Source organism: Streptomyces sp. Y309 (assembly GCF_056712025.1).
Genome location: NZ_CM160048.1, coordinates 7,810,327 through 7,828,160 on the forward strand (window position 1 = coordinate 7,810,327; position 17,834 = coordinate 7,828,160).

Annotated in this window: 12 protein-coding genes and 3 rRNA genes; 13 read left to right on the forward strand and 2 right to left on the reverse strand. The window is 65.3% G+C overall.

What is annotated here, in order from left to right; genetic code table 11:
• Positions 1-57 precede the first annotated feature (57 nt).
• A complete protein-coding gene (locus AC0KTA_RS32540) occupies positions 58-951 on the forward strand; it encodes a hypothetical protein (protein ID WP_481051770.1) in 894 nt (297 codons plus the stop codon).
• 103 nt (positions 952-1,054) lie between these two features.
• Here AC0KTA_RS32540 and ptsP read toward each other — a convergent pair whose 3' ends face one another.
• Complete coding sequence (gene ptsP, locus AC0KTA_RS32545) at positions 1,055-2,725, reverse strand: phosphoenolpyruvate--protein phosphotransferase (RefSeq protein WP_481051771.1); 1,671 nt, start codon at positions 2,723-2,725, stop codon at positions 1,055-1,057.
• A gap of 81 nt (positions 2,726-2,806) precedes the next feature.
• Entirely contained in the window at positions 2,807-3,256 is a 450-nt protein-coding gene (locus AC0KTA_RS32550) for a PTS sugar transporter subunit IIA (RefSeq protein WP_481051772.1), read from the reverse strand.
• A gap of 579 nt (positions 3,257-3,835) precedes the next feature.
• On the opposite strand from AC0KTA_RS32550, the gene AC0KTA_RS32555 reads away from it, so the two are divergent.
• The 12 genes from AC0KTA_RS32555 (at position 3,836) to AC0KTA_RS32610 (ending at position 17,822) form a co-directional block, all read left to right on the forward strand.
• Positions 3,836-5,363, forward strand: a 16S ribosomal RNA gene (locus AC0KTA_RS32555).
• A gap of 308 nt (positions 5,364-5,671) precedes the next feature.
• Positions 5,672-8,795, forward strand: a 23S ribosomal RNA gene (locus AC0KTA_RS32560).
• An 88-nt stretch (positions 8,796-8,883) separates the two neighbouring features.
• Positions 8,884-9,000 (forward strand): 5S ribosomal RNA (rrf, locus tag AC0KTA_RS32565).
• Together the 16S, 23S and 5S rRNA genes form the textbook arrangement of a ribosomal RNA operon.
• Positions 9,001-9,150: 150 nt before the next feature.
• On the forward strand, positions 9,151-9,759 hold the full coding sequence (gene clsA / locus AC0KTA_RS32570; RefSeq protein WP_481051773.1) for a cardiolipin synthase ClsA: 609 nt from the start codon (positions 9,151-9,153) through the stop codon (positions 9,757-9,759).
• 113 nt (positions 9,760-9,872) lie between these two features.
• On the forward strand, positions 9,873-12,368 hold the full coding sequence (locus AC0KTA_RS32575; RefSeq protein WP_481051774.1) for a sugar phosphate nucleotidyltransferase: 2,496 nt from the start codon (positions 9,873-9,875) through the stop codon (positions 12,366-12,368).
• Positions 12,369-12,457: 89 nt separating this feature from the next.
• Entirely contained in the window at positions 12,458-13,357 is a 900-nt protein-coding gene (locus AC0KTA_RS32580; RefSeq protein ID WP_481051775.1) for a DUF881 domain-containing protein, read from the forward strand.
• Complete coding sequence (locus AC0KTA_RS32585) at positions 13,354-13,686, forward strand: small basic family protein (protein WP_003988855.1); 333 nt, start codon at positions 13,354-13,356, stop codon at positions 13,684-13,686. The genes AC0KTA_RS32580 and AC0KTA_RS32585 overlap by 4 nt, the downstream gene beginning before the upstream one ends.
• A gap of 14 nt (positions 13,687-13,700) precedes the next feature.
• Entirely contained in the window at positions 13,701-14,597 is an 897-nt protein-coding gene (locus tag AC0KTA_RS32590) for a DUF881 domain-containing protein (protein ID WP_481051776.1), read from the forward strand.
• A 61-nt stretch (positions 14,598-14,658) separates the two neighbouring features.
• Positions 14,659-15,627 carry an FHA domain-containing protein gene (locus tag AC0KTA_RS32595; RefSeq protein WP_481056644.1) on the forward strand — a complete coding sequence of 323 codons (969 nt, stop codon included), beginning with the start codon at positions 14,659-14,661 and terminating at the stop codon, positions 15,625-15,627.
• A 16-nt stretch (positions 15,628-15,643) separates the two neighbouring features.
• Positions 15,644-16,390, forward strand: a complete 747-nt coding sequence (gene ftsR, locus AC0KTA_RS32600; RefSeq protein WP_481051777.1) for a transcriptional regulator FtsR — start codon at positions 15,644-15,646, stop codon at positions 16,388-16,390.
• A gap of 53 nt (positions 16,391-16,443) precedes the next feature.
• Positions 16,444-16,917: a bifunctional nuclease family protein gene (locus AC0KTA_RS32605; RefSeq protein ID WP_005475662.1), complete on the forward strand. Its 474-nt coding sequence runs from the start codon at positions 16,444-16,446 to the stop codon at positions 16,915-16,917.
• Positions 16,918-17,189: 272 nt separating this feature from the next.
• The gene (locus AC0KTA_RS32610; protein WP_189737531.1) at positions 17,190-17,822 is read left to right on the forward strand and encodes a MerR family transcriptional regulator; all 633 of its coding nucleotides are present in this window, start codon (positions 17,190-17,192) and stop codon (positions 17,820-17,822) included.
• Positions 17,823-17,834: the final 12 nt, after the last annotated feature.

Here is a 17,834-nt window from a genome sequence, read left to right on the forward strand (position 1 = left end):
GTCAGTGCCTCCCGTTACGGTGAGTGAGCATTGATCGACTGACCGCAGGGGGGAATCATGGGGCACATCCAGCACGACACGATGCGACGCGTCCTGCGCCGCGAGGTCGCCGGCACCATCGGCCTGCTGGCCGACGCCGAGGACTTCGCGGCGATGCGCCGCTATCGCACCTTCACCTTCGACGACCACGTGACGTATCTGCAGCAGGTGGAGGCGCTGCTCAAATCGCTCGCCGCCCAGGGCAGGCTGACCAGCGTCGCCCTCTTCGACCCGGAGGAGTACGCGGAGTTCTGCACGGAGAACGACCTCGACCCGGACGCCTCCGCGAGCCGCACACGCTTCACCGCCGAACTGGCGACAACGGGCCCGACCATGCCGTACGACGGCCAGGCCCTGGCCGACATGGTCCCCGAACTGGTCGACGAGACCGTCCGGCAGAGCACATGGGAGTACGCGACCATGCTCCTGGCCCGCATCGGCGCCTGCGCGGACTGCGGTGTCGACATCGGACGCGCGGCCTTCGCCCGGGCCTCCGACCTGCTCATGCGCGCGATCGGCACCAGCGGCCCCGGCGCCCGCCACCTCGTGTGCAGCGTCCCGTGCGACGGCCAGACCCTCCTCGCCGCACTGCACGTCACGTGCGCCGCCGACGGAAATCCCCAACTGGACGAGACGGAAGCCCTGGAGTTCACGACGGTCCTGGCGGTGGGCATTGCCATCCGGAGCTCCGGAGGCCTCGTCATGCGCACCAGCGACGGCACCCGAGACCGTGTCCACGGCTGGCGCCTGGAAGGCGAGCGACTGCACCCCCTCTCGGCCGCGGAAGTCTTCGACGCCTACTGCACCGACGCCCTCTCCGGCGACCTCATCGCCCCCGAATCCGGCGTCGACTACTGCGCGGCACCCGACCTGGGGGAGGACGAGCCGCAAGAAGGGGGACACCGCCACTGACGCGGAAGGGCGCTCCACCCACGCGGGTGGAGCGCCCCTCTGAACAGCGTCTGACAGCCGTCACTGATCGTCGAACGGCAGGACCAGGACGGACCGAGCCCGACTATTCGCCGGACAGCACCGCCTGCGCCGCCTTGCGCGCCTCTTCGGCACTGTCGGCAGCGCGCGCCGCGGCCGCGGCACGCTCGCACTGGGCCAGCGTGTACTTGCCCAGCGTCGCCCGGACGTAAGGAATCGACGCGGCACCCATCGACAGGGAGGTGACACCCAGACCGGTCAGCACGCACGCCAGCAGCGGGTCGGACGCGGCCTCACCGCACACGCCACAGCTCTTGCCCTCGGCCTTCGCCGACTCCGCGGACAGCGCGACCAGGTCGAGCAGCGCGGGCTGCCACGGGTCCTGCAGCCGGGACACCGCACCGACCTGCCGGTCGGCGGCGAAGGTGTACTGCGCGAGGTCGTTGGTGCCGAGCGAAAGGAACTCGACTTCCTGCAGGATCGAGCGCGCCCGCAGCGCGGCGGACGGAATCTCCACCATGGCGCCGAACTTGGCCTGCAGCCCCGCCTCACGGCACGCGTCGGCGAACGCCTTGGCGTCCGTACGGTCAGCGACCATCGGAGCCATGACCTCGAGGTAGACGGGAAGCCCCTCCGCGGCCTTGGCCAGCGCGGTCAACTGGGTCCGCAGCACCTCCGGGTGATCGAGGAGCGACCGCAGACCGCGCACACCGAGGGCCGGGTTCGGCTCGTCGGCCGGTGTCAGGAAGTCGAGCGGCTTGTCCGCGCCGGCGTCGAGGACACGCACGACGACACGGCCCTCGGGGAAGGCTTCGAGGACCTGACGGTAGGCCTCGACCTGCTTCTCCTCGGTCGGCGCCTTGGTGCTGTCGTCGAGGAAGAGGAACTCCGTACGGAACAGACCGACGCCCTCGGCACCCGCCTCGACCGCGGCGGGCACGTCGGCGGGGCCGCCGACGTTCGCGAGCAGCGGCACCTTGTGGCCGTCGGAGGTGGCGCCGGGCCCGGTCGACGCGGCGAGGGCGGCCTTGCGCTCGGCTGCGGCGGCGGCCATCGCGGCGCGCTTCTCCTTGCTGGGGTCGACGAAGATCTCACCGGTGCTGCCGTCCACGGCCACGACCGTGCCCTCGGCGAGCTCACCGGCACCGGGCAGCGCGACGACGGCAGGCACACCGAGCGCCCGGGCCAGGATCGCGCTGTGGCTGGTCGGCCCGCCCTCTTCGGTGACGAAGCCGAGCACGAGCGCCGGGTCGAGGAGCGCGGTGTCCGCGGGCGCAAGGTCACGCGCGATGAGGACGTACGGCTCGTCGCTGTCCGGCACACCCGGCATCGGAACGCCAAGGAGTCGCGCGACGATACGGTTCCGCACGTCGTCGAGGTCCGCGACGCGACCGGCCATGTACTCACCCGCGCCCGCGAGGAGCTCGCGGTAGTGCGAGAACGCGTCATAGATACCGCGCTCTGCCGTGCTGCCGACGGCGATGCGCCGGTCCACGTCGGCGATCAGCTCCGGGTCCTGAGCGATCATCGCCTGGGCTTCGAGCACGGCCTGGGCCTCGCCTCCGGCCAGATTGCCGCGCGCCATCAGGTCGGCGGCCACAGCCTCGACGGCCTTGCGGGCGCGCCCCTGTTCGCGCTCCGCGTCCTCCGCCGGAATCTGCTTGGCCGGCGGCTCGAGGACCGCCGTCCCCATGTGCCGAACCTCGCCGATCGCCACACCGTGGCTCACGCCGACGCCTCGCAGCGTTGTCTCCATTTCACCCGTCTCCGATAGTGCGACGGGCCCAGCCGCCGCGGTGGATGTCCTACCTGCCGTCGACCAGCGACGGCGCTGCCGTCACTTCCAGGCGAAGAGAGCGTCGCCAGCCTTCACATCGCCGTCCTCGACGAGGTCGGACAGGGACTCGGCCGTCGCCTCGAGCGCCACGACGGGGCACACCGGCGACTTGCCGGCGGCCTCGACGGCGGCCGGGTCCCAGCGCACCACGGACTGACCGCGCTGTACGGTGTCCCCCTTGTTGACCAGGAGCTCGAAGCCCTCGCCATTGAGCTGGACGGTGTCGATGCCCAGGTGCGTCAGAACCCCGTGACCCTCGGAGTCCACCACGACGAAGGCGTGCGGGTGAAGAGAGACGATGATGCCGTCGACGGGGGCAACCGCCTCGGAGGGCTCGCGAACAGGGTCGATGGCCGTGCCGGGGCCGACCATCGCACCCGAGAACACGGGATCGGGCACCGCAGCGAGTCCGATGGCGCGTCCAGCAAGCGGGGACGTAACGCTGGTCATGGCAAGCCTCCCAGGGGGTGGAGATTCGATACCGCCGTCACTACCTGTCCTGGACGACGCACTGTTCAGAAGCGTAAGTCATAAGAAGTCCCGGTTCCGCATGAGAGGTCCCGGTTGGCAGACGTAGAAGCACTGCACAAACGATTTGCGCCGACCCGGACACCGTTGTAGAGTCGGACTCCTGCCCGGGGCCAGACGACGCACACAGCGTCGAGGCCAGGCAGCAACTATCGAGTCGGATCCTATCGCGGGGTCTGGTTCCTCATGTCCACAGATCATCGTGGTCAGAGAGCCGAAAATGACCTGATAGAGTTTGGAAACACCGAAGGGAAGCCCGGAGGAAAGCCCGCGAGGGTGAGTACAAAGGAAGCGTCCGTTCCTTGAGAACTCAACAGCGTGCCAAAAGTCAACGCCAGATATGTTGATACCCCGACTCGCCTTCGGCGAGTTGAGGTTCCTTTGAAAAGTCCTGTACGGGATGACCGTGCAGGCAGCACAGCGAGGACGCTGTGAACAGCCGGGCTTATTCCGCCCGGTCTGTTCCGCTCTCGTGGTGTCGGACCCGATTACGGGTACACATTCACGGAGAGTTTGATCCTGGCTCAGGACGAACGCTGGCGGCGTGCTTAACACATGCAAGTCGAACGATGAAGCCCTTCGGGGTGGATTAGTGGCGAACGGGTGAGTAACACGTGGGCAATCTGCCCTGCACTCTGGGACAAGCCCTGGAAACGGGGTCTAATACCGGATACAACCACCGGCCGCATGGTCTGGTGGTGGAAAGCTCCGGCGGTGCAGGATGAGCCCGCGGCCTATCAGCTAGTTGGTGAGGTAGAAGCTCACCAAGGCGACGACGGGTAGCCGGCCTGAGAGGGCGACCGGCCACACTGGGACTGAGACACGGCCCAGACTCCTACGGGAGGCAGCAGTGGGGAATATTGCACAATGGGCGAAAGCCTGATGCAGCGACGCCGCGTGAGGGATGACGGCCTTCGGGTTGTAAACCTCTTTCAGCAGGGAAGAAGCGCAAGTGACGGTACCTGCAGAAGAAGCGCCGGCTAACTACGTGCCAGCAGCCGCGGTAATACGTAGGGCGCAAGCGTTGTCCGGAATTATTGGGCGTAAAGAGCTCGTAGGCGGCTTGTCGCGTCGGTTGTGAAAGCCCGGGGCTTAACCCCGGGTCTGCAGTCGATACGGGCAGGCTAGAGTTCGGTAGGGGAGATCGGAATTCCTGGTGTAGCGGTGAAATGCGCAGATATCAGGAGGAACACCGGTGGCGAAGGCGGATCTCTGGGCCGATACTGACGCTGAGGAGCGAAAGCGTGGGGAGCGAACAGGATTAGATACCCTGGTAGTCCACGCCGTAAACGGTGGGCACTAGGTATGGGCAACATTCCACGTTGTCCGTGCCGCAGCTAACGCATTAAGTGCCCCGCCTGGGGAGTACGGCCGCAAGGCTAAAACTCAAAGGAATTGACGGGGGCCCGCACAAGCGGCGGAGCATGTGGCTTAATTCGACGCAACGCGAAGAACCTTACCAAGGCTTGACATACACCGGAAAGCATCAGAGATGGTGCCCCCCCTTGTGGTCGGTGTACAGGTGGTGCATGGCTGTCGTCAGCTCGTGTCGTGAGATGTTGGGTTAAGTCCCGCAACGAGCGCAACCCTTGTCCCGTGTTGCCAGCAACTCTTCGGAGGTTGGGGACTCACGGGAGACCGCCGGGGTCAACTCGGAGGAAGGTGGGGACGACGTCAAGTCATCATGCCCCTTATGTCTTGGGCTGCACACGTGCTACAATGGCCGGTACAATGAGCTGCGATACCGCGAGGTGGAGCGAATCTCAAAAAGCCGGTCTCAGTTCGGATTGGGGTCTGCAACTCGACCCCATGAAGTCGGAGTCGCTAGTAATCGCAGATCAGCATTGCTGCGGTGAATACGTTCCCGGGCCTTGTACACACCGCCCGTCACGTCACGAAAGTCGGTAACACCCGAAGCCGGTGGCCCAACCCCCTCGTGGGGAGGGAGCTGTCGAAGGTGGGACTGGCGATTGGGACGAAGTCGTAACAAGGTAGCCGTACCGGAAGGTGCGGCTGGATCACCTCCTTTCTAAGGAGCACTTCTCACCAGCCTCTGGCTGGTCAGAGGCCAGTACATCAGCGAATGTCTGATGCTGGTTGCTCATGGGTGGAACGTTGACTACTCGGCACGGTCGCTTTGATGGATCACTAGTACTGCCTTCGGGCGTGGAACGTGGTGCCGGAGAGGAGAACGTGTCGGGCACGCTGTTGGGTGTCTGAGGGTGCGAGCGCTGCTCGTCCTTCAAATGCCGGCCCCAGTGCACTCGAACCGGATGGTTCGGGGTGATGGGTGGTTGGTCGTTGTTTGAGAACTGCACAGTGGACGCGAGCATCTGTGGCCAAGTTTTTAAGGGCGCACGGTGGATGCCTTGGCACCAGGAACCGATGAAGGACGTGGGAGGCCACGATAGTCCCCGGGGAGTCGTCAACCAGGCTTTGATCCGGGGGTTTCCGAATGGGGAAACCCGGCAGTCGTCATGGGCTGTCACCCGCTGCTGAACACATAGGCAGTGTGGAGGGAACGCGGGGAAGTGAAACATCTCAGTACCCGCAGGAAGAGAAAACAACCGTGATTCCGGGAGTAGTGGCGAGCGAAACCGGATGAGGCCAAACCGTATGCGTGTGAGACCCGGCAGGGGTTGCGTATACGGGGTTGTGGGATCTCACTTGACCGGTCTGCCGGCCGGTCGGCGAGTCAGAAACCGTTGATGTAGGCGAAGGACATGCGAAAGGTCCGGCGTAGAGGGTAAGACCCCCGTAGCTGAAACGTCAGCGGCTTGCTTGTGAGACACCCAAGTAGCACGGGGCCCGAGAAATCCCGTGTGAATCTGGCGGGACCACCCGTTAAGCCTAAATATTCCCTGGTGACCGATAGCGGATAGTACCGTGAGGGAATGGTGAAAAGTACCGCGGGAGCGGAGTGAAATAGTACCTGAAACCGTGTGCCTACAAGCCGTGGGAGCGTCGCTATGCAAGTTTACTTGCATAGTCGTGACTGCGTGCCTTTTGAAGAATGAGCCTGCGAGTTTGCGGTGTGTTGCGAGGTTAACCCGTGTGGGGAAGCCGTAGCGAAAGCGAGTCCGAATAGGGCGGTATAGTAGCGCGCTCAAGACCCGAAGCGGAGTGATCTAGCCATGGGCAGGCTGAAGCGCGGGTAAGACCGTGTGGAGGGCCGAACCCACCAGGGTTGAAAACCTGGGGGATGACCTGTGGTTAGGGGTGAAAGGCCAATCAAACTCCGTGATAGCTGGTTCTCCCCGAAATGCATTTAGGTGCAGCGTCGTGTGTTTCTTGCCGGAGGTAGAGCACTGGATAGGCGATGGGCCCTACCGGGTTACTGACCTTAGCCAAACTCCGAATGCCGGTAAGTGAGAGCGCGGCAGTGAGACTGTGGGGGATAAGCTCCATGGTCGAGAGGGAAACAGCCCAGAGCATCGACTAAGGCCCCTAAGCGTACGCTAAGTGGGAAAGGATGTGGAGTCGCAGAGACAACCAGGAGGTTGGCTTAGAAGCAGCCACCCTTGAAAGAGTGCGTAATAGCTCACTGGTCTAGTGATTCCGCGCCGACAATGTAGCGGGGCTCAAGCGTACCGCCGAAGTCGTGTCATTGCGATATGTACCCCCAACGGGGATCGTGATGGGTAGGGGAGCGTCGTGTGCCGGGTGAAGCTGCCGCGTAAGCGAGTGGTGGACGGTTCACGAGTGAGAATGCAGGCATGAGTAGCGATACATACGTGAGAAACGTGTGCGCCGATTGACTAAGGGTTCCTGGGTCAAGCTGATCTGCCCAGGGTAAGTCGGGACCTAAGGCGAGGCCGACAGGCGTAGTCGATGGATAACCGGTTGATATTCCGGTACCCGCTGTGAAGCGTCAAACATCGAATCCAGTGATGCTAAGGCCGTGAAGCCGTTCCGGACCCTTCGGGGAAAGGAAAGTGGTGGAGCCGCCGGCCCGATCTGGTAGTAGGTGAGTGATGGGGTGACGCAGGAAGGTAGTCCAGCCCGGGCGGTGGTTGTCCCGGGGTAAGGGTGTAGCCCGTCATCCAGGTAAATCCGGATGGCATGTGGGTGAGACCTGATGCCGAGCCGATTGTGGTGAAGTGGATGATCCTATGCTGTCGAGAAAAGCCTCTAGCGAGTTTCATGGCGGCCCGTACCCTAAACCGACTCAGGTGGTCAGGTAGAGAATACCGAGGCGTTCGGGTGAACTATGGTTAAGGAACTCGGCAAAATGCCCCCGTAACTTCGGGAGAAGGGGGGCCACACCCGGTGATGATCTTTACGGTCTGAGCTGGGGGTGGCCGCAGAGACCAGCGAGAAGCGACTGTTTACTAAAAACACAGGTCCGTGCGAAGCCGTAAGGCGATGTATACGGACTGACGCCTGCCCGGTGCTGGAACGTTAAGGGGACCGGTTAGTCACTCTTCGGGGTGGCGAAGCTGAGAACTTAAGCGCCAGTAAACGGCGGTGGTAACTATAACCATCCTAAGGTAGCGAAATTCCTTGTCGGGTAAGTTCCGACCTGCACGAATGGCGTAACGACTTCTCGACTGTCTCAACCATAGGCCCGGTGAAATTGCACTACGAGTAAAGATGCTCGTTTCGCGCAGCAGGACGGAAAGACCCCGGGACCTTTACTACAGTTTGATATTGGTGTTCGGTTCGGCTTGTGTAGGATAGCTGGGAGACTGTGAAGCATGCACGCCAGTGTGTGTGGAGTCGTCGTTGAAATACCAGTCTGGTCGTGCTGGATGTCTAACCTGGGTCCGTGATCCGGATCAGGGACAGTGTCTGATGGGTAGTTTAACTGGGGCGGTTGCCTCCCAAAGGGTAACGGAGGCGCCCAAAGGTTCCCTCAGCCTGGTTGGTAATCAGGTGTTGAGTGTAAGTGCACAAGGGAGCTTGACTGTGAGACTGACGGGTCGAGCAGGGACGAAAGTCGGGACTAGTGATCCGGCGGTGGCTTGTGGAAGCGCCGTCGCTCAACGGATAAAAGGTACCCCGGGGATAACAGGCTGATCTTCCCCAAGAGTCCATATCGACGGGATGGTTTGGCACCTCGATGTCGGCTCGTCGCATCCTGGGGCTGGAGTCGGTCCCAAGGGTTGGGCTGTTCGCCCATTAAAGCGGTACGCGAGCTGGGTTTAGAACGTCGTGAGACAGTTCGGTCCCTATCCGCTGTGCGCGTAGGAGTCTTGAGAAGGGCTGTCCCTAGTACGAGAGGACCGGGACGGACGAACCTCTGGTGTGCCAGTTGTCCTGCCAAGGGCATGGCTGGTTGGCTACGTTCGGAAAGGATAACCGCTGAAAGCATCTAAGCGGGAAGCCTGCTTCGAGATGAGGACTCCCACCCCCTTTGAGGGGTTAAGGCTCCCAGTAGACGACTGGGTTGATAGGCCAGATATGGAAGCCCGGTAACGGGTGGAGTTGACTGGTACTAATAGGCCGAGGGCTTGTCCTCAGTTGCTCGCGTCCACTGTGTTGGTTCTGAAACCACGAACAACCGTCGTAGCCCTGTGCCACGGCTCCGGTTGAGAGTTTCATAGTGTTTCGGTGGTCATAGCGTGAGGGAAACGCCCGGTTACATTCCGAACCCGGAAGCTAAGCCTTACAGCGCCGATGGTACTGCAGGGGGGACCCTGTGGGAGAGTAGGACGCCGCCGAACTAAATTTGATAGCCGTGGTCCCCGGACAGAAGTCCGGGGACCACGGCTTTTTTGTTTTGTGGTGCCATACCACCCCTCCGCACAGCAGTGTGAGAACTGACGGTAAGGTCAGGGGGCATCATTGGCTCGTTCCACACAGGAGGCCCCCGGGTGGAGGTCCAGGAGACCCGCGTCCAGACGGACCGGGTCCTCACCATCCCGAACATCCTCAGCATGGCGCGCCTCGTCGGTGTGCCCCTCTTCCTGTGGCTCATCCTCAGGCCGGAGTTCGGCGGGCCGAAGAGCGACGGCTGGGCGCTGCTCGTGCTCGCGCTGAGCGGGGTCAGCGACTACCTCGACGGCAAGCTCGCCCGGCGGTGGAACCAGATCAGCAGCCTCGGCCGGATCCTCGACCCGGCGGCCGACCGGCTCTATATCCTCTCGACGCTCGTCGGCCTCACCTGGCGGGAGATTCTTCCGCTGTGGCTGACCGGGGTCCTGCTGCTGCGCGAGCTGGTTCTGCTGGTGATGGTCTGGATCCTCCGGCGCCACGGCTATCCGCCGCCGCAGGTGAACTTCCTCGGCAAGGCCGCCACCTTCAACCTGATGTATGCATTTCCACTGCTTCTGCTCAGTGACGGAAGTGGCTGGATCCATACACTCGCTGCTATTTTCGGATGGGCGTTCGCCGGATGGGGTACAACGCTGTACTGGTGGGCAGGGATCCTCTATGTGGTTCAGGTCCGCCGACTTGTCAAGGCGGATGCCAAGGCCGATTGAGCCTGCCGATATGGCGGCTGTAGAGGCTCGAAGGCCCGTAACCGACTGAACGGGCCAATCCCGGCAGAGCTGAGTCGGCTAGATCGTCGTCTATCAAGGAGGACGTTTCCGACATGAAGGCCGTCGTGATGGCCGGGGGCGAAGGCACACGCCTGCGCCCCATGACCTCCAGCATGCCCAAGCCGCTCCTGCCGGTGGCCAATCGGCCGATCATGGAGCATGTGCTGCGCCTGCTGAAGAGGCATGGGCTCACCGAGACCGTAGTGACAGTCCAGTTCCTGGCGTCACTCGTCAAGAACTATTTCGGCGACGGTGAAGAGCTCGGCATGGAGCTCACCTATGCCAATGAGGAGAAGCCACTCGGCACCGCCGGCAGCGTGAAGAACGCTGAAGAGGCTCTGAAGGACGATGCCTTTCTCGTCATCTCCGGTGACGCTCTGACCGACTTCGACCTCACCGACCTGATCCGCTTTCACAAGGAGAAGGGTGCGCTTGTCACCGTCTGTCTGACACGCGTTCCCAACCCGTTGGAATTCGGCATCACCATCGTCGACGAAGAAGGCAAGGTCGAGCGCTTCCTGGAGAAGCCGACCTGGGGACAGGTCTTCTCCGACACGGTGAACACCGGCATCTACGTCATGGAGCCCGAAGTCTTCGACTATGTCGAAGCCGATGTGCCCGTCGACTGGTCGGGCGACGTCTTCCCGCAGCTCATGAAGGAAGGCAAGCCCGTCTACGGGTACGTCGCCGAGGGCTACTGGGAGGACGTCGGCACCCACGAGAGCTACGTGAAGGCCCAGGCAGACGTGCTGGAGGGCAAGGTCGACGTCGAACTCGACGGCTTTGAGATCTCCCCCGGAGTGTGGGTCGCCGAAGGCGCCGAAGTGCATCCGGACGCCGTGCTCCGCGGGCCCCTGTTCGTCGGTGACTACGCCAAGATCGAAGCGGATGTCGAGATCCGTGAGCACACCGTCGTGGGCTCGAACGTGGTCGTGAAGAGCGGGGCCTTCCTGCACAAGGCGGTGGTTCACGACAACGTCTACATCGGGCAGCACAGCAATCTTCGGGGCTGCGTCGTCGGAAAGAACACCGACATCATGCGGGCCGCCCGGATCGAGGACGGTGCCGTCATCGGCGACGAGTGCCTCGTCGGCGAAGAATCGATCGTCCAGGGCAATGTACGGGTCTATCCGTTCAAGACCATCGAGGCCGGCGCGTTCGTCAACACCTCGGTCATCTGGGAGTCGCGCGGGCAGGCACACCTCTTCGGAGCGCGCGGAGTGTCCGGCATTCTGAATGTGGAGATCACGCCGGAACTCGCCGTACGTCTCGCAGGGGCGTACGCCACGACGCTCAAGAAGGGCTCCACCGTCACCACGGCGCGAGACCACTCCCGTGGCGCCCGGGCACTGAAGCGGGCGGTGATCTCCGCCCTCCAGGCCAGCGCCATCGACGTACGCGACCTGGAGAACGTGCCACTGCCCGTCGCACGGCAGCAGACGGCGCGCGGCAGCGCCGGCGGCATCATGATCCGTACGACGACGGGGGTGCCGGACTCCGTCGACATCATGTTCTTCGACGGGCGCGGGGCGGACCTCTCGCAGGCGAGCCAGCGCAAGCTCGACCGGGTGTACGCGCGCCAGGAATACCGGCGTGCCTTCCCCGGAGAGATCGGGGACCTGCACTTCCCCTCCAGTGTCTTCGACTCCTACACCGGGTCGCTGCTGCGGAATGTCGACACGACGGGGATCGCCGAGTCGGAGCTCAAGGTCGTCGTCGACGCGTCCAACGGCAGCGCCGGTCTCGTACTGCCCAGTCTCCTGGGGAAGCTCGGGGTCGACGCGCTGACGATCAACCCCGGTCTCGACGAGTCGCGGCCCACCGAGTCGGCCGACGCGCGCCGTTCCGGGCTGATGCGGCTCGGGGAGATCGTGGCGTCGGCGCGGGCCGCCTTCGGGGTGCGCTTCGACCCCGTGGGTGAGCGTCTGTCGCTCGTCGACGAGAAGGGGCGGATCGTCGAGGACGACCGGGCCCTGCTGGTCATGCTGGACCTGGTGGCCGCGGAGCGGCGCAGTGGGCGGGTCGCGCTGCCGGTGACGACGACGCGGATCGCCGAGCAGGTCGCCGCGTATCACGGCACTCAGGTGGACTGGACGACCACGTCGCCGGACGATCTGACCCGGGTGGGGCGCGGCGATTCGACGATCTTCGGCGGGGACGGGCGCGGCGGGTTCATCGTGCCGGAGTTCAGCAGCGTGTTCGACGGTACGGCGGCGTTCGTACGGCTCATCGGGCTGGTGGCGCGTACGCAGCTCACGCTGAGCCAGATCGATGCCCGGATCCCGCGTGCGCACGTCCAGCGGCGTGACCTCGCCACGCCGTGGGCCGTCAAGGGTCTTGTGATGCGGCGTGTCGTGGAGGCCGCGGGCGACCGGTCCGTGGACACGACCGACGGCGTGCGGGTCGTGGAGGCCGACGGGCGGTGGGTGCTCGTGCTGCCCGACCCGGCTGAGGCCGTGACACACCTGTGGGCGGAAGGGCCCGACGACGCGTCGGCCCAGGCGCTGCTCGACGAGTGGGCGGCCGTGGTGGACAGCGCCGGGCACTGATGGCGCACATGTGCCGGACAGCACCCGTAAGTGGCGCTGTCCGGCACGTCGGTGGGGCCATTCGGAGGTAGCGCCCGCGACGTGCGACGATGTGCGGCATGCCGCAGCAGCCCCCCGTTCGGAGCACCGTCACGCGCCCCCGGCGCCCGGACGCCTCCATGTCGCTGCTCACCACCGTCATGGACCACAGTCTCGACGAGGGGTACGCGGAAGCCGCCGCCCGCAAGAGGGAAACCGGCACAGGTGGAGTCCCGAAGACGCTGCGGGCCAAGCTGGGGCTCGCCGCCGGTCTGGTGCTCGCCGCGCTCGTGGTGACCGTGGGTGCGGCGCAGGCGCGGATAGCGGCTCCGGTGCTCGCCAAGGAGCGCTCCGAGCTGATCGACCGGGTCGAGTCGGCGACGGCGGACGCGGACAAGCTCGAGGACGAGGTCGACGACCTGCGTGGCGACGTGAGCGCGCGGCAGCGGGCGGCGCTGAAGAAACACGGCGGCAGTAAGGCCGAGTTGGTGTCGCTGCTGTCCGGTGCCACGGAGGTGCACGGGCCGGGCGTGAAACTCGTGGTCAACGATAAGAAGGAAGCCGACCAGGGCGGTGGCGGTCCCCGGGAGACCTCGGGGTTCTCCGACACCGGCCGGGTGCGCGACCGCGACATGCAGCGGGTCGTGAACGGCCTGTGGGAGTCGGGCGCCGAAGCAGTCGCGATCAACGACCAGCGGCTCACCTCGCTGTCGGCGATCAGGGCGGCCGGCGACGCGATACTGGTCGACAACAAGCCGCTGGTGCCGCCGTATACGGTGCTCGCGGTGGGTGACGGTCAGAAGTTGAGCACGAGGTTCCAGAACAGCCGCGACGGTCAGTATCTGCATGCCCTGCACGAGAACTTCGGCATCCGGGCCAGCATTTCGCCGGTGGACGACGTCCGGCTGCCGGCCGCGCCCAGTGTGACCGTACGTACAGCAGAGCCGAAGGCAGGAAAGGGCACAACGTGATCGCCGTACTGGGCCTCGTCGTGGGAGTCGTGGCCGGATTGCTGGTTCGGCCCGAGGTTCCCGCGGTGGTCGAGCCGTATCTTCCGATCGCCGTGGTGGCCGCGCTCGACGCGGTGTTCGGTGGTCTGCGCGCGATGCTCGACGGCATCTTCGACGACAAGGTCTTCGTGGTGTCGTTCCTGTCGAACGTGGTCGTGGCCGCGCTGATCGTCTTCCTCGGCGACAAGCTGGGCGTGGGCGCGCAGCTCTCCACGGGCGTCGTCGTGGTCCTCGGGATCCGGATCTTCTCCAACGCCGCGGCGATCCGCCGCCACGTCTTCCGGGCGTGACGGCGATGAGTCCCATGGAACCCACGAACCCCACGGACCCCAAAAACGGGGACGACACGCCCGAGGACCGCCGGCGCAGGGAACTGCCCGCCGAGGTCCCTGTGACGCCCCGGGCGCCCGACGACGGGGCGCAGCCGGAGCAGAGCGGGGCGGAGGCCGGGCCGGGCAAGCCGGGCAAGGACCCGTCCCTGACCGGTCGTCAGCGGCTGGTGCAGGGTCTGTGGCCGCCGCGACTGACCCGCGCCCAACTCATCGTCGCCCTGCTGCTGTTCGTTCTCGGCCTCGGACTCGCCATTCAGGTGCGGTCCACCAACGACAGCAGCGCGCTGCGTGGCGCACGGCAAGAAGATCTCGTACGCATCCTCGATGAACTGGATGACCGTACTCAGCGTCTGGAAGATGAGAAGAGGCGTCTGGAGGAGCAGCGCACCGGTCTCGAGAGCAGCTCGGACCAGGCCGAGGAGGCCCGCAGGCAGACGGTCGAGAGGGAACGGCAACTCGGCATTCTCGCGGGCACCGTGGCCGCGCAAGGTCCCGGCATCACGCTGACGATCGACGACAAGAAGGGGAAGGTGGAGGCTGACATGCTGCTCGACGCCATCCAGGAGCTGCGCGCCGCCGGCGCGGAGGCCATCCAGGTCGATGACGTCAGGGTGGTGGCCAGTACCCATCTGTCGGACGCGACGGGCGGTGGTGTGCGCGTGGACGGCCGGAAGGTCGCGGCGCCCTACCGCTTCAAGGTCATCGGCAAGCCGCAGGACCTGGAACCGGCGCTGAACATCCCCGGCGGAGTGGTGCAGACTCTGGAGAAGGAGCAGGCCACGGTCACCGTCGCACGTACGGAGAAGATCGTCGTGGATGCCTTGCGACCGGCGAAGCGGCCTGACTACGCTCGGTCGTCCTCCCAGTGAGGCGGGGGCGCATGGGGGTTGCCGGTCCAGGGCATGAGGTTGCGGGGGGTCGGCGCACCGGATTCGGGGTGCGTGGTGGAAACTGTTTGGCGGCCGCGGACGTTGTGAGGATGTCCGTGGTGCCGCTGTACGACGGTGTGTGCAATCAGGGTTCGTCCTGCCCCACGGGCGGGTCTGTTTCGGTCAAGGGGAATCGCCCGTGAAGTTGTTTGCGAAGTTGTTCGGCAAGAGTGCACGTGAGGACGCCCGTCATCGCGCGCCGCGTGCTGGAGACGTGCCGGAGACACAGGTGGGCGAGCGCCCGCTGTTCCGGGACCAGGTCGGTGGAGACATTTCGGGCGGACAGGGCGCGTCGTCTGTTGACCCTGCTACTTCCGGACGCATAGGTTTCGGGGAACCGTCAACCTCAAGTACGGGTGGAGGGTTTACGCCCGATCCGTACGCGTCCCATGCCCCAGCGGGGCAGCCGCGGCAGGAGGATCCGTCCATGTCGGCCCTGGTGTGTACGAGGTGCGGGAACCGCAACGCGCAGGCGAGCCGGTTCTGTTCCAACTGCGGTGCGCCGCTGCGGGCCGGAGCGGTCGCCGAGCGTCCCTCCGAAACCACTTCGACGATCTCCATCTCCGGTCTTGAGGCCTACGACGCCGAGGTCACGGGGCAGACGCCGTCTCCGGCGCTCTCGCCCGAGGCCCAGGCGGCCGTCGACGCGCTGCCGCTCGGCTCGGCGCTGCTCGTGGTGCGGCGCGGTCCGAACTCGGGCAGCCGCTTCCTCCTGGACGGCGACCTGACGACGGCGGGGCGCCACCCGCAGAGCGACATCTTCCTGGACGACGTGACGGTGTCGCGCCGCCATGTGGAGTTCCGTCGCCTCCAGGACGGTTCCTTCACCGTCGCCGATGTGGGCAGCCTCAACGGCACGTATGTGAACCGGGAGCGGATCGACTCGACCGCGCTGTCGAACGGTGACGAGGTGCAGATCGGGAAGTACCGGCTGGTCTTCTACGCGAGCCAGCGGGGCGTCGGCATCTGATCCGTCAGGAAGGTCCATGCTGCACACACAGAGGGGCGGTGCCGGAAGCGGCACCGCCGCCACGGACCATCGGCTGATGAGCATCGGCACCGTGCTGAATGTGCTGCGTGACGAATTTCCCGAGGTCACGATCTCCAAGATCAGGTTCCTGGAGTCCGAGGGGCTCATCGAGCCGCAGCGCACGCCGTCCGGCTATCGCAAGTTCAGCCCGGAGGACGTCGAGCGGCTCGCCCAGGTCCTGCGGATGCAGCGCGACCAGTATCTGCCGCTCAAGGTGATCCGCGAGCAGCTCGACGCCTCAGCAGGCGGGCAGGGCCCTGCCCTGCCCCTGCCCGGGCAGCAGACCGAGTCCGCGGGCGACGGTGAGCTCGTCGAGGCCGACGAGGAGCGCACGGCGGCGCGGCTGGGGCGGGACGCCCTGCTGGCCGCTGCCGAGGCCGATGAGCGCCAGCTCGCCGAGTGGGAGACATACGGCCTGGTCACACCTCTGGCGGACGGCAGCTATGACGCGGACGCGGTGACGGTCGCCGCGCTGGTGGTGGAACTCGGTCGATTCGGCATCGAACCCCGCCATCTGCGGGCCATGAAGGCGGCGGCGGACCGGGAGGCGGGGCTCGTCGACCAGGTGGTCGCACCGCTGCGCAGGCACCGCAATCCGCAGACCAGGACCCATGCGGAGGCCCGTACGCGGGAGCTTGCCGGGCTCACCGGCAGGCTGCACGCGGCGCTCGTGCACAGTGCGCTGGGTGTCCGGGCGCGCTGACTCGACGGGTGCCCGACTACCCAAACCTGCCGGGCACGTCCTAGGGTTGCTGTGTGAACGAGCTCGACGTCGTAGGTGTCCGGGTCGAAATGCCCTCCAACCAGCCGATCGTGCTCCTGCGTGAAGTGGGAGGCGACCGGTACCTCCCCATCTGGATCGGACCAGGGGAGGCGACCGCCATCGCCTTCGCACAGCAGGGCATGGCGCCCGCACGGCCGCTGACGCACGACCTGTTCAAGGACGTGCTGGAGGCCGTGGGCCAGGAGCTCACCGAAGTACGCATCACCGACCTGCGGGAAGGCGTGTTCTACGCCGAGCTGGTCTTTGCCAGCGGGGTCGAGGTGAGCGCGCGTCCCTCCGACGCCATAGCGCTGGCGCTGCGCACCGGAACGCCGATCTTCGGCAGCGACGGGGTGCTCGACGACGCCGGGATCGCCATTCCGGACGAGCAGGAGGACGAGGTGGAGAAGTTCCGCGAGTTCCTCGACCAGATCTCGCCCGAGGACTTCGGCACCAACAGTCAGTGAGGCGGCCAGTGAGTCGCGCTCAGTGGCAGAAGCCAGCAGTAGCGAGTGAGCCGCCGTCGGCCGTCAGCCGGCAGCCAGTGGTCGCCGTCGTTCAGCCGGTGAGCCCCTTCCGGGAGGCCGTCCCCGGATCATTCGGCTAGCCTTTCCCCGCAGCGTGGGACGGGAAACCACTCGCAGGGTGATTATCACTCGGCGTGCCGAGTGTGGCGTTCGTTGACGAGCCCCTGGTGACTGCCTACCGTCGAGGAGGCAGGTCAAGGACGGAGGTCGGCGTGAGAAGCAGCGGCGACGGCACAGCGGTGGGCGGTCCGTACCCGCTTCACAGCAGCTCGGCCGATCACTCTCCGAAGCGCCCGGTGGCAGTGCCCGGCGGCACCTCCGGACCGGAAGGTCAGGCGGAGGGCCCCGAGCAGGACCGGGTCGGTTATCGGGGGCCCACGGCGTGCGCCGCCGCGGGCATTACGTACCGCCAATTGGACTACTGGGCGCGGACCGGGCTCGTCGAGCCGAGTGTGCGCGCGGCCGGGGGTTCCGGGACCCAGCGGCTCTACAGTTTCCGTGACGTGGTCGTTCTGAAGATCGTGAAGCGCTTCCTCGACACCGGGGTCTCGCTGCAGAACATCCGCACCACGGTCCAGCACCTGCGGGACAGCGGTTTCCGGGATCTCGAGCGCACGACGCTGATGAGCGACGGAGCGACGGTCTACGAATGCACCTCGCCCAACGAGGTGCACGATCTGCTCCAGGGCGGGCAGGGCGTCTTCGGGATCGCCGTGGGCGTCGTCTGGCGCGACGTGGAGGCCGCTCTGTCGCAGCTCCACGGGGAGCGTGTCGACACGGGGGAGACGCTGGTGGGCAACCATCCTGGGGACGAGCTCGCGAGGCGGCGCAATCGGGCTGTCTGAGCCTGCGCGGCA

What these genes read in the sequence shown, in the direction of transcription:
- AC0KTA_RS32580 (WP_481051775.1), top strand. Translation starts at nt 12,458, where the DNA reads ATGTGCGGCATGCCGCAGCAGCCCCCCGTTCGGAGCACCGTCACGCGC.
- AC0KTA_RS32590 (WP_481051776.1), top strand. Translation starts at nt 13,701, where the DNA reads ATGGAACCCACGAACCCCACGGACCCCAAAAACGGGGACGACACGCCC.
- ftsR (WP_481051777.1), top strand. Translation starts at nt 15,644, where the DNA reads ATGCTGCACACACAGAGGGGCGGTGCCGGAAGCGGCACCGCCGCCACG.
- AC0KTA_RS32540 (WP_481051770.1), top strand. Translation starts at nt 58, where the DNA reads ATGGGGCACATCCAGCACGACACGATGCGACGCGTCCTGCGCCGCGAG.
- ptsP (WP_481051771.1), bottom strand. Translation starts at nt 2,725, where the DNA reads ATGGAGACAACGCTGCGAGGCGTCGGCGTGAGCCACGGTGTGGCGATC.
- AC0KTA_RS32550 (WP_481051772.1), bottom strand. Translation starts at nt 3,256, where the DNA reads ATGACCAGCGTTACGTCCCCGCTTGCTGGACGCGCCATCGGACTCGCT.
- AC0KTA_RS32575 (WP_481051774.1), top strand. Translation starts at nt 9,873, where the DNA reads ATGAAGGCCGTCGTGATGGCCGGGGGCGAAGGCACACGCCTGCGCCCC.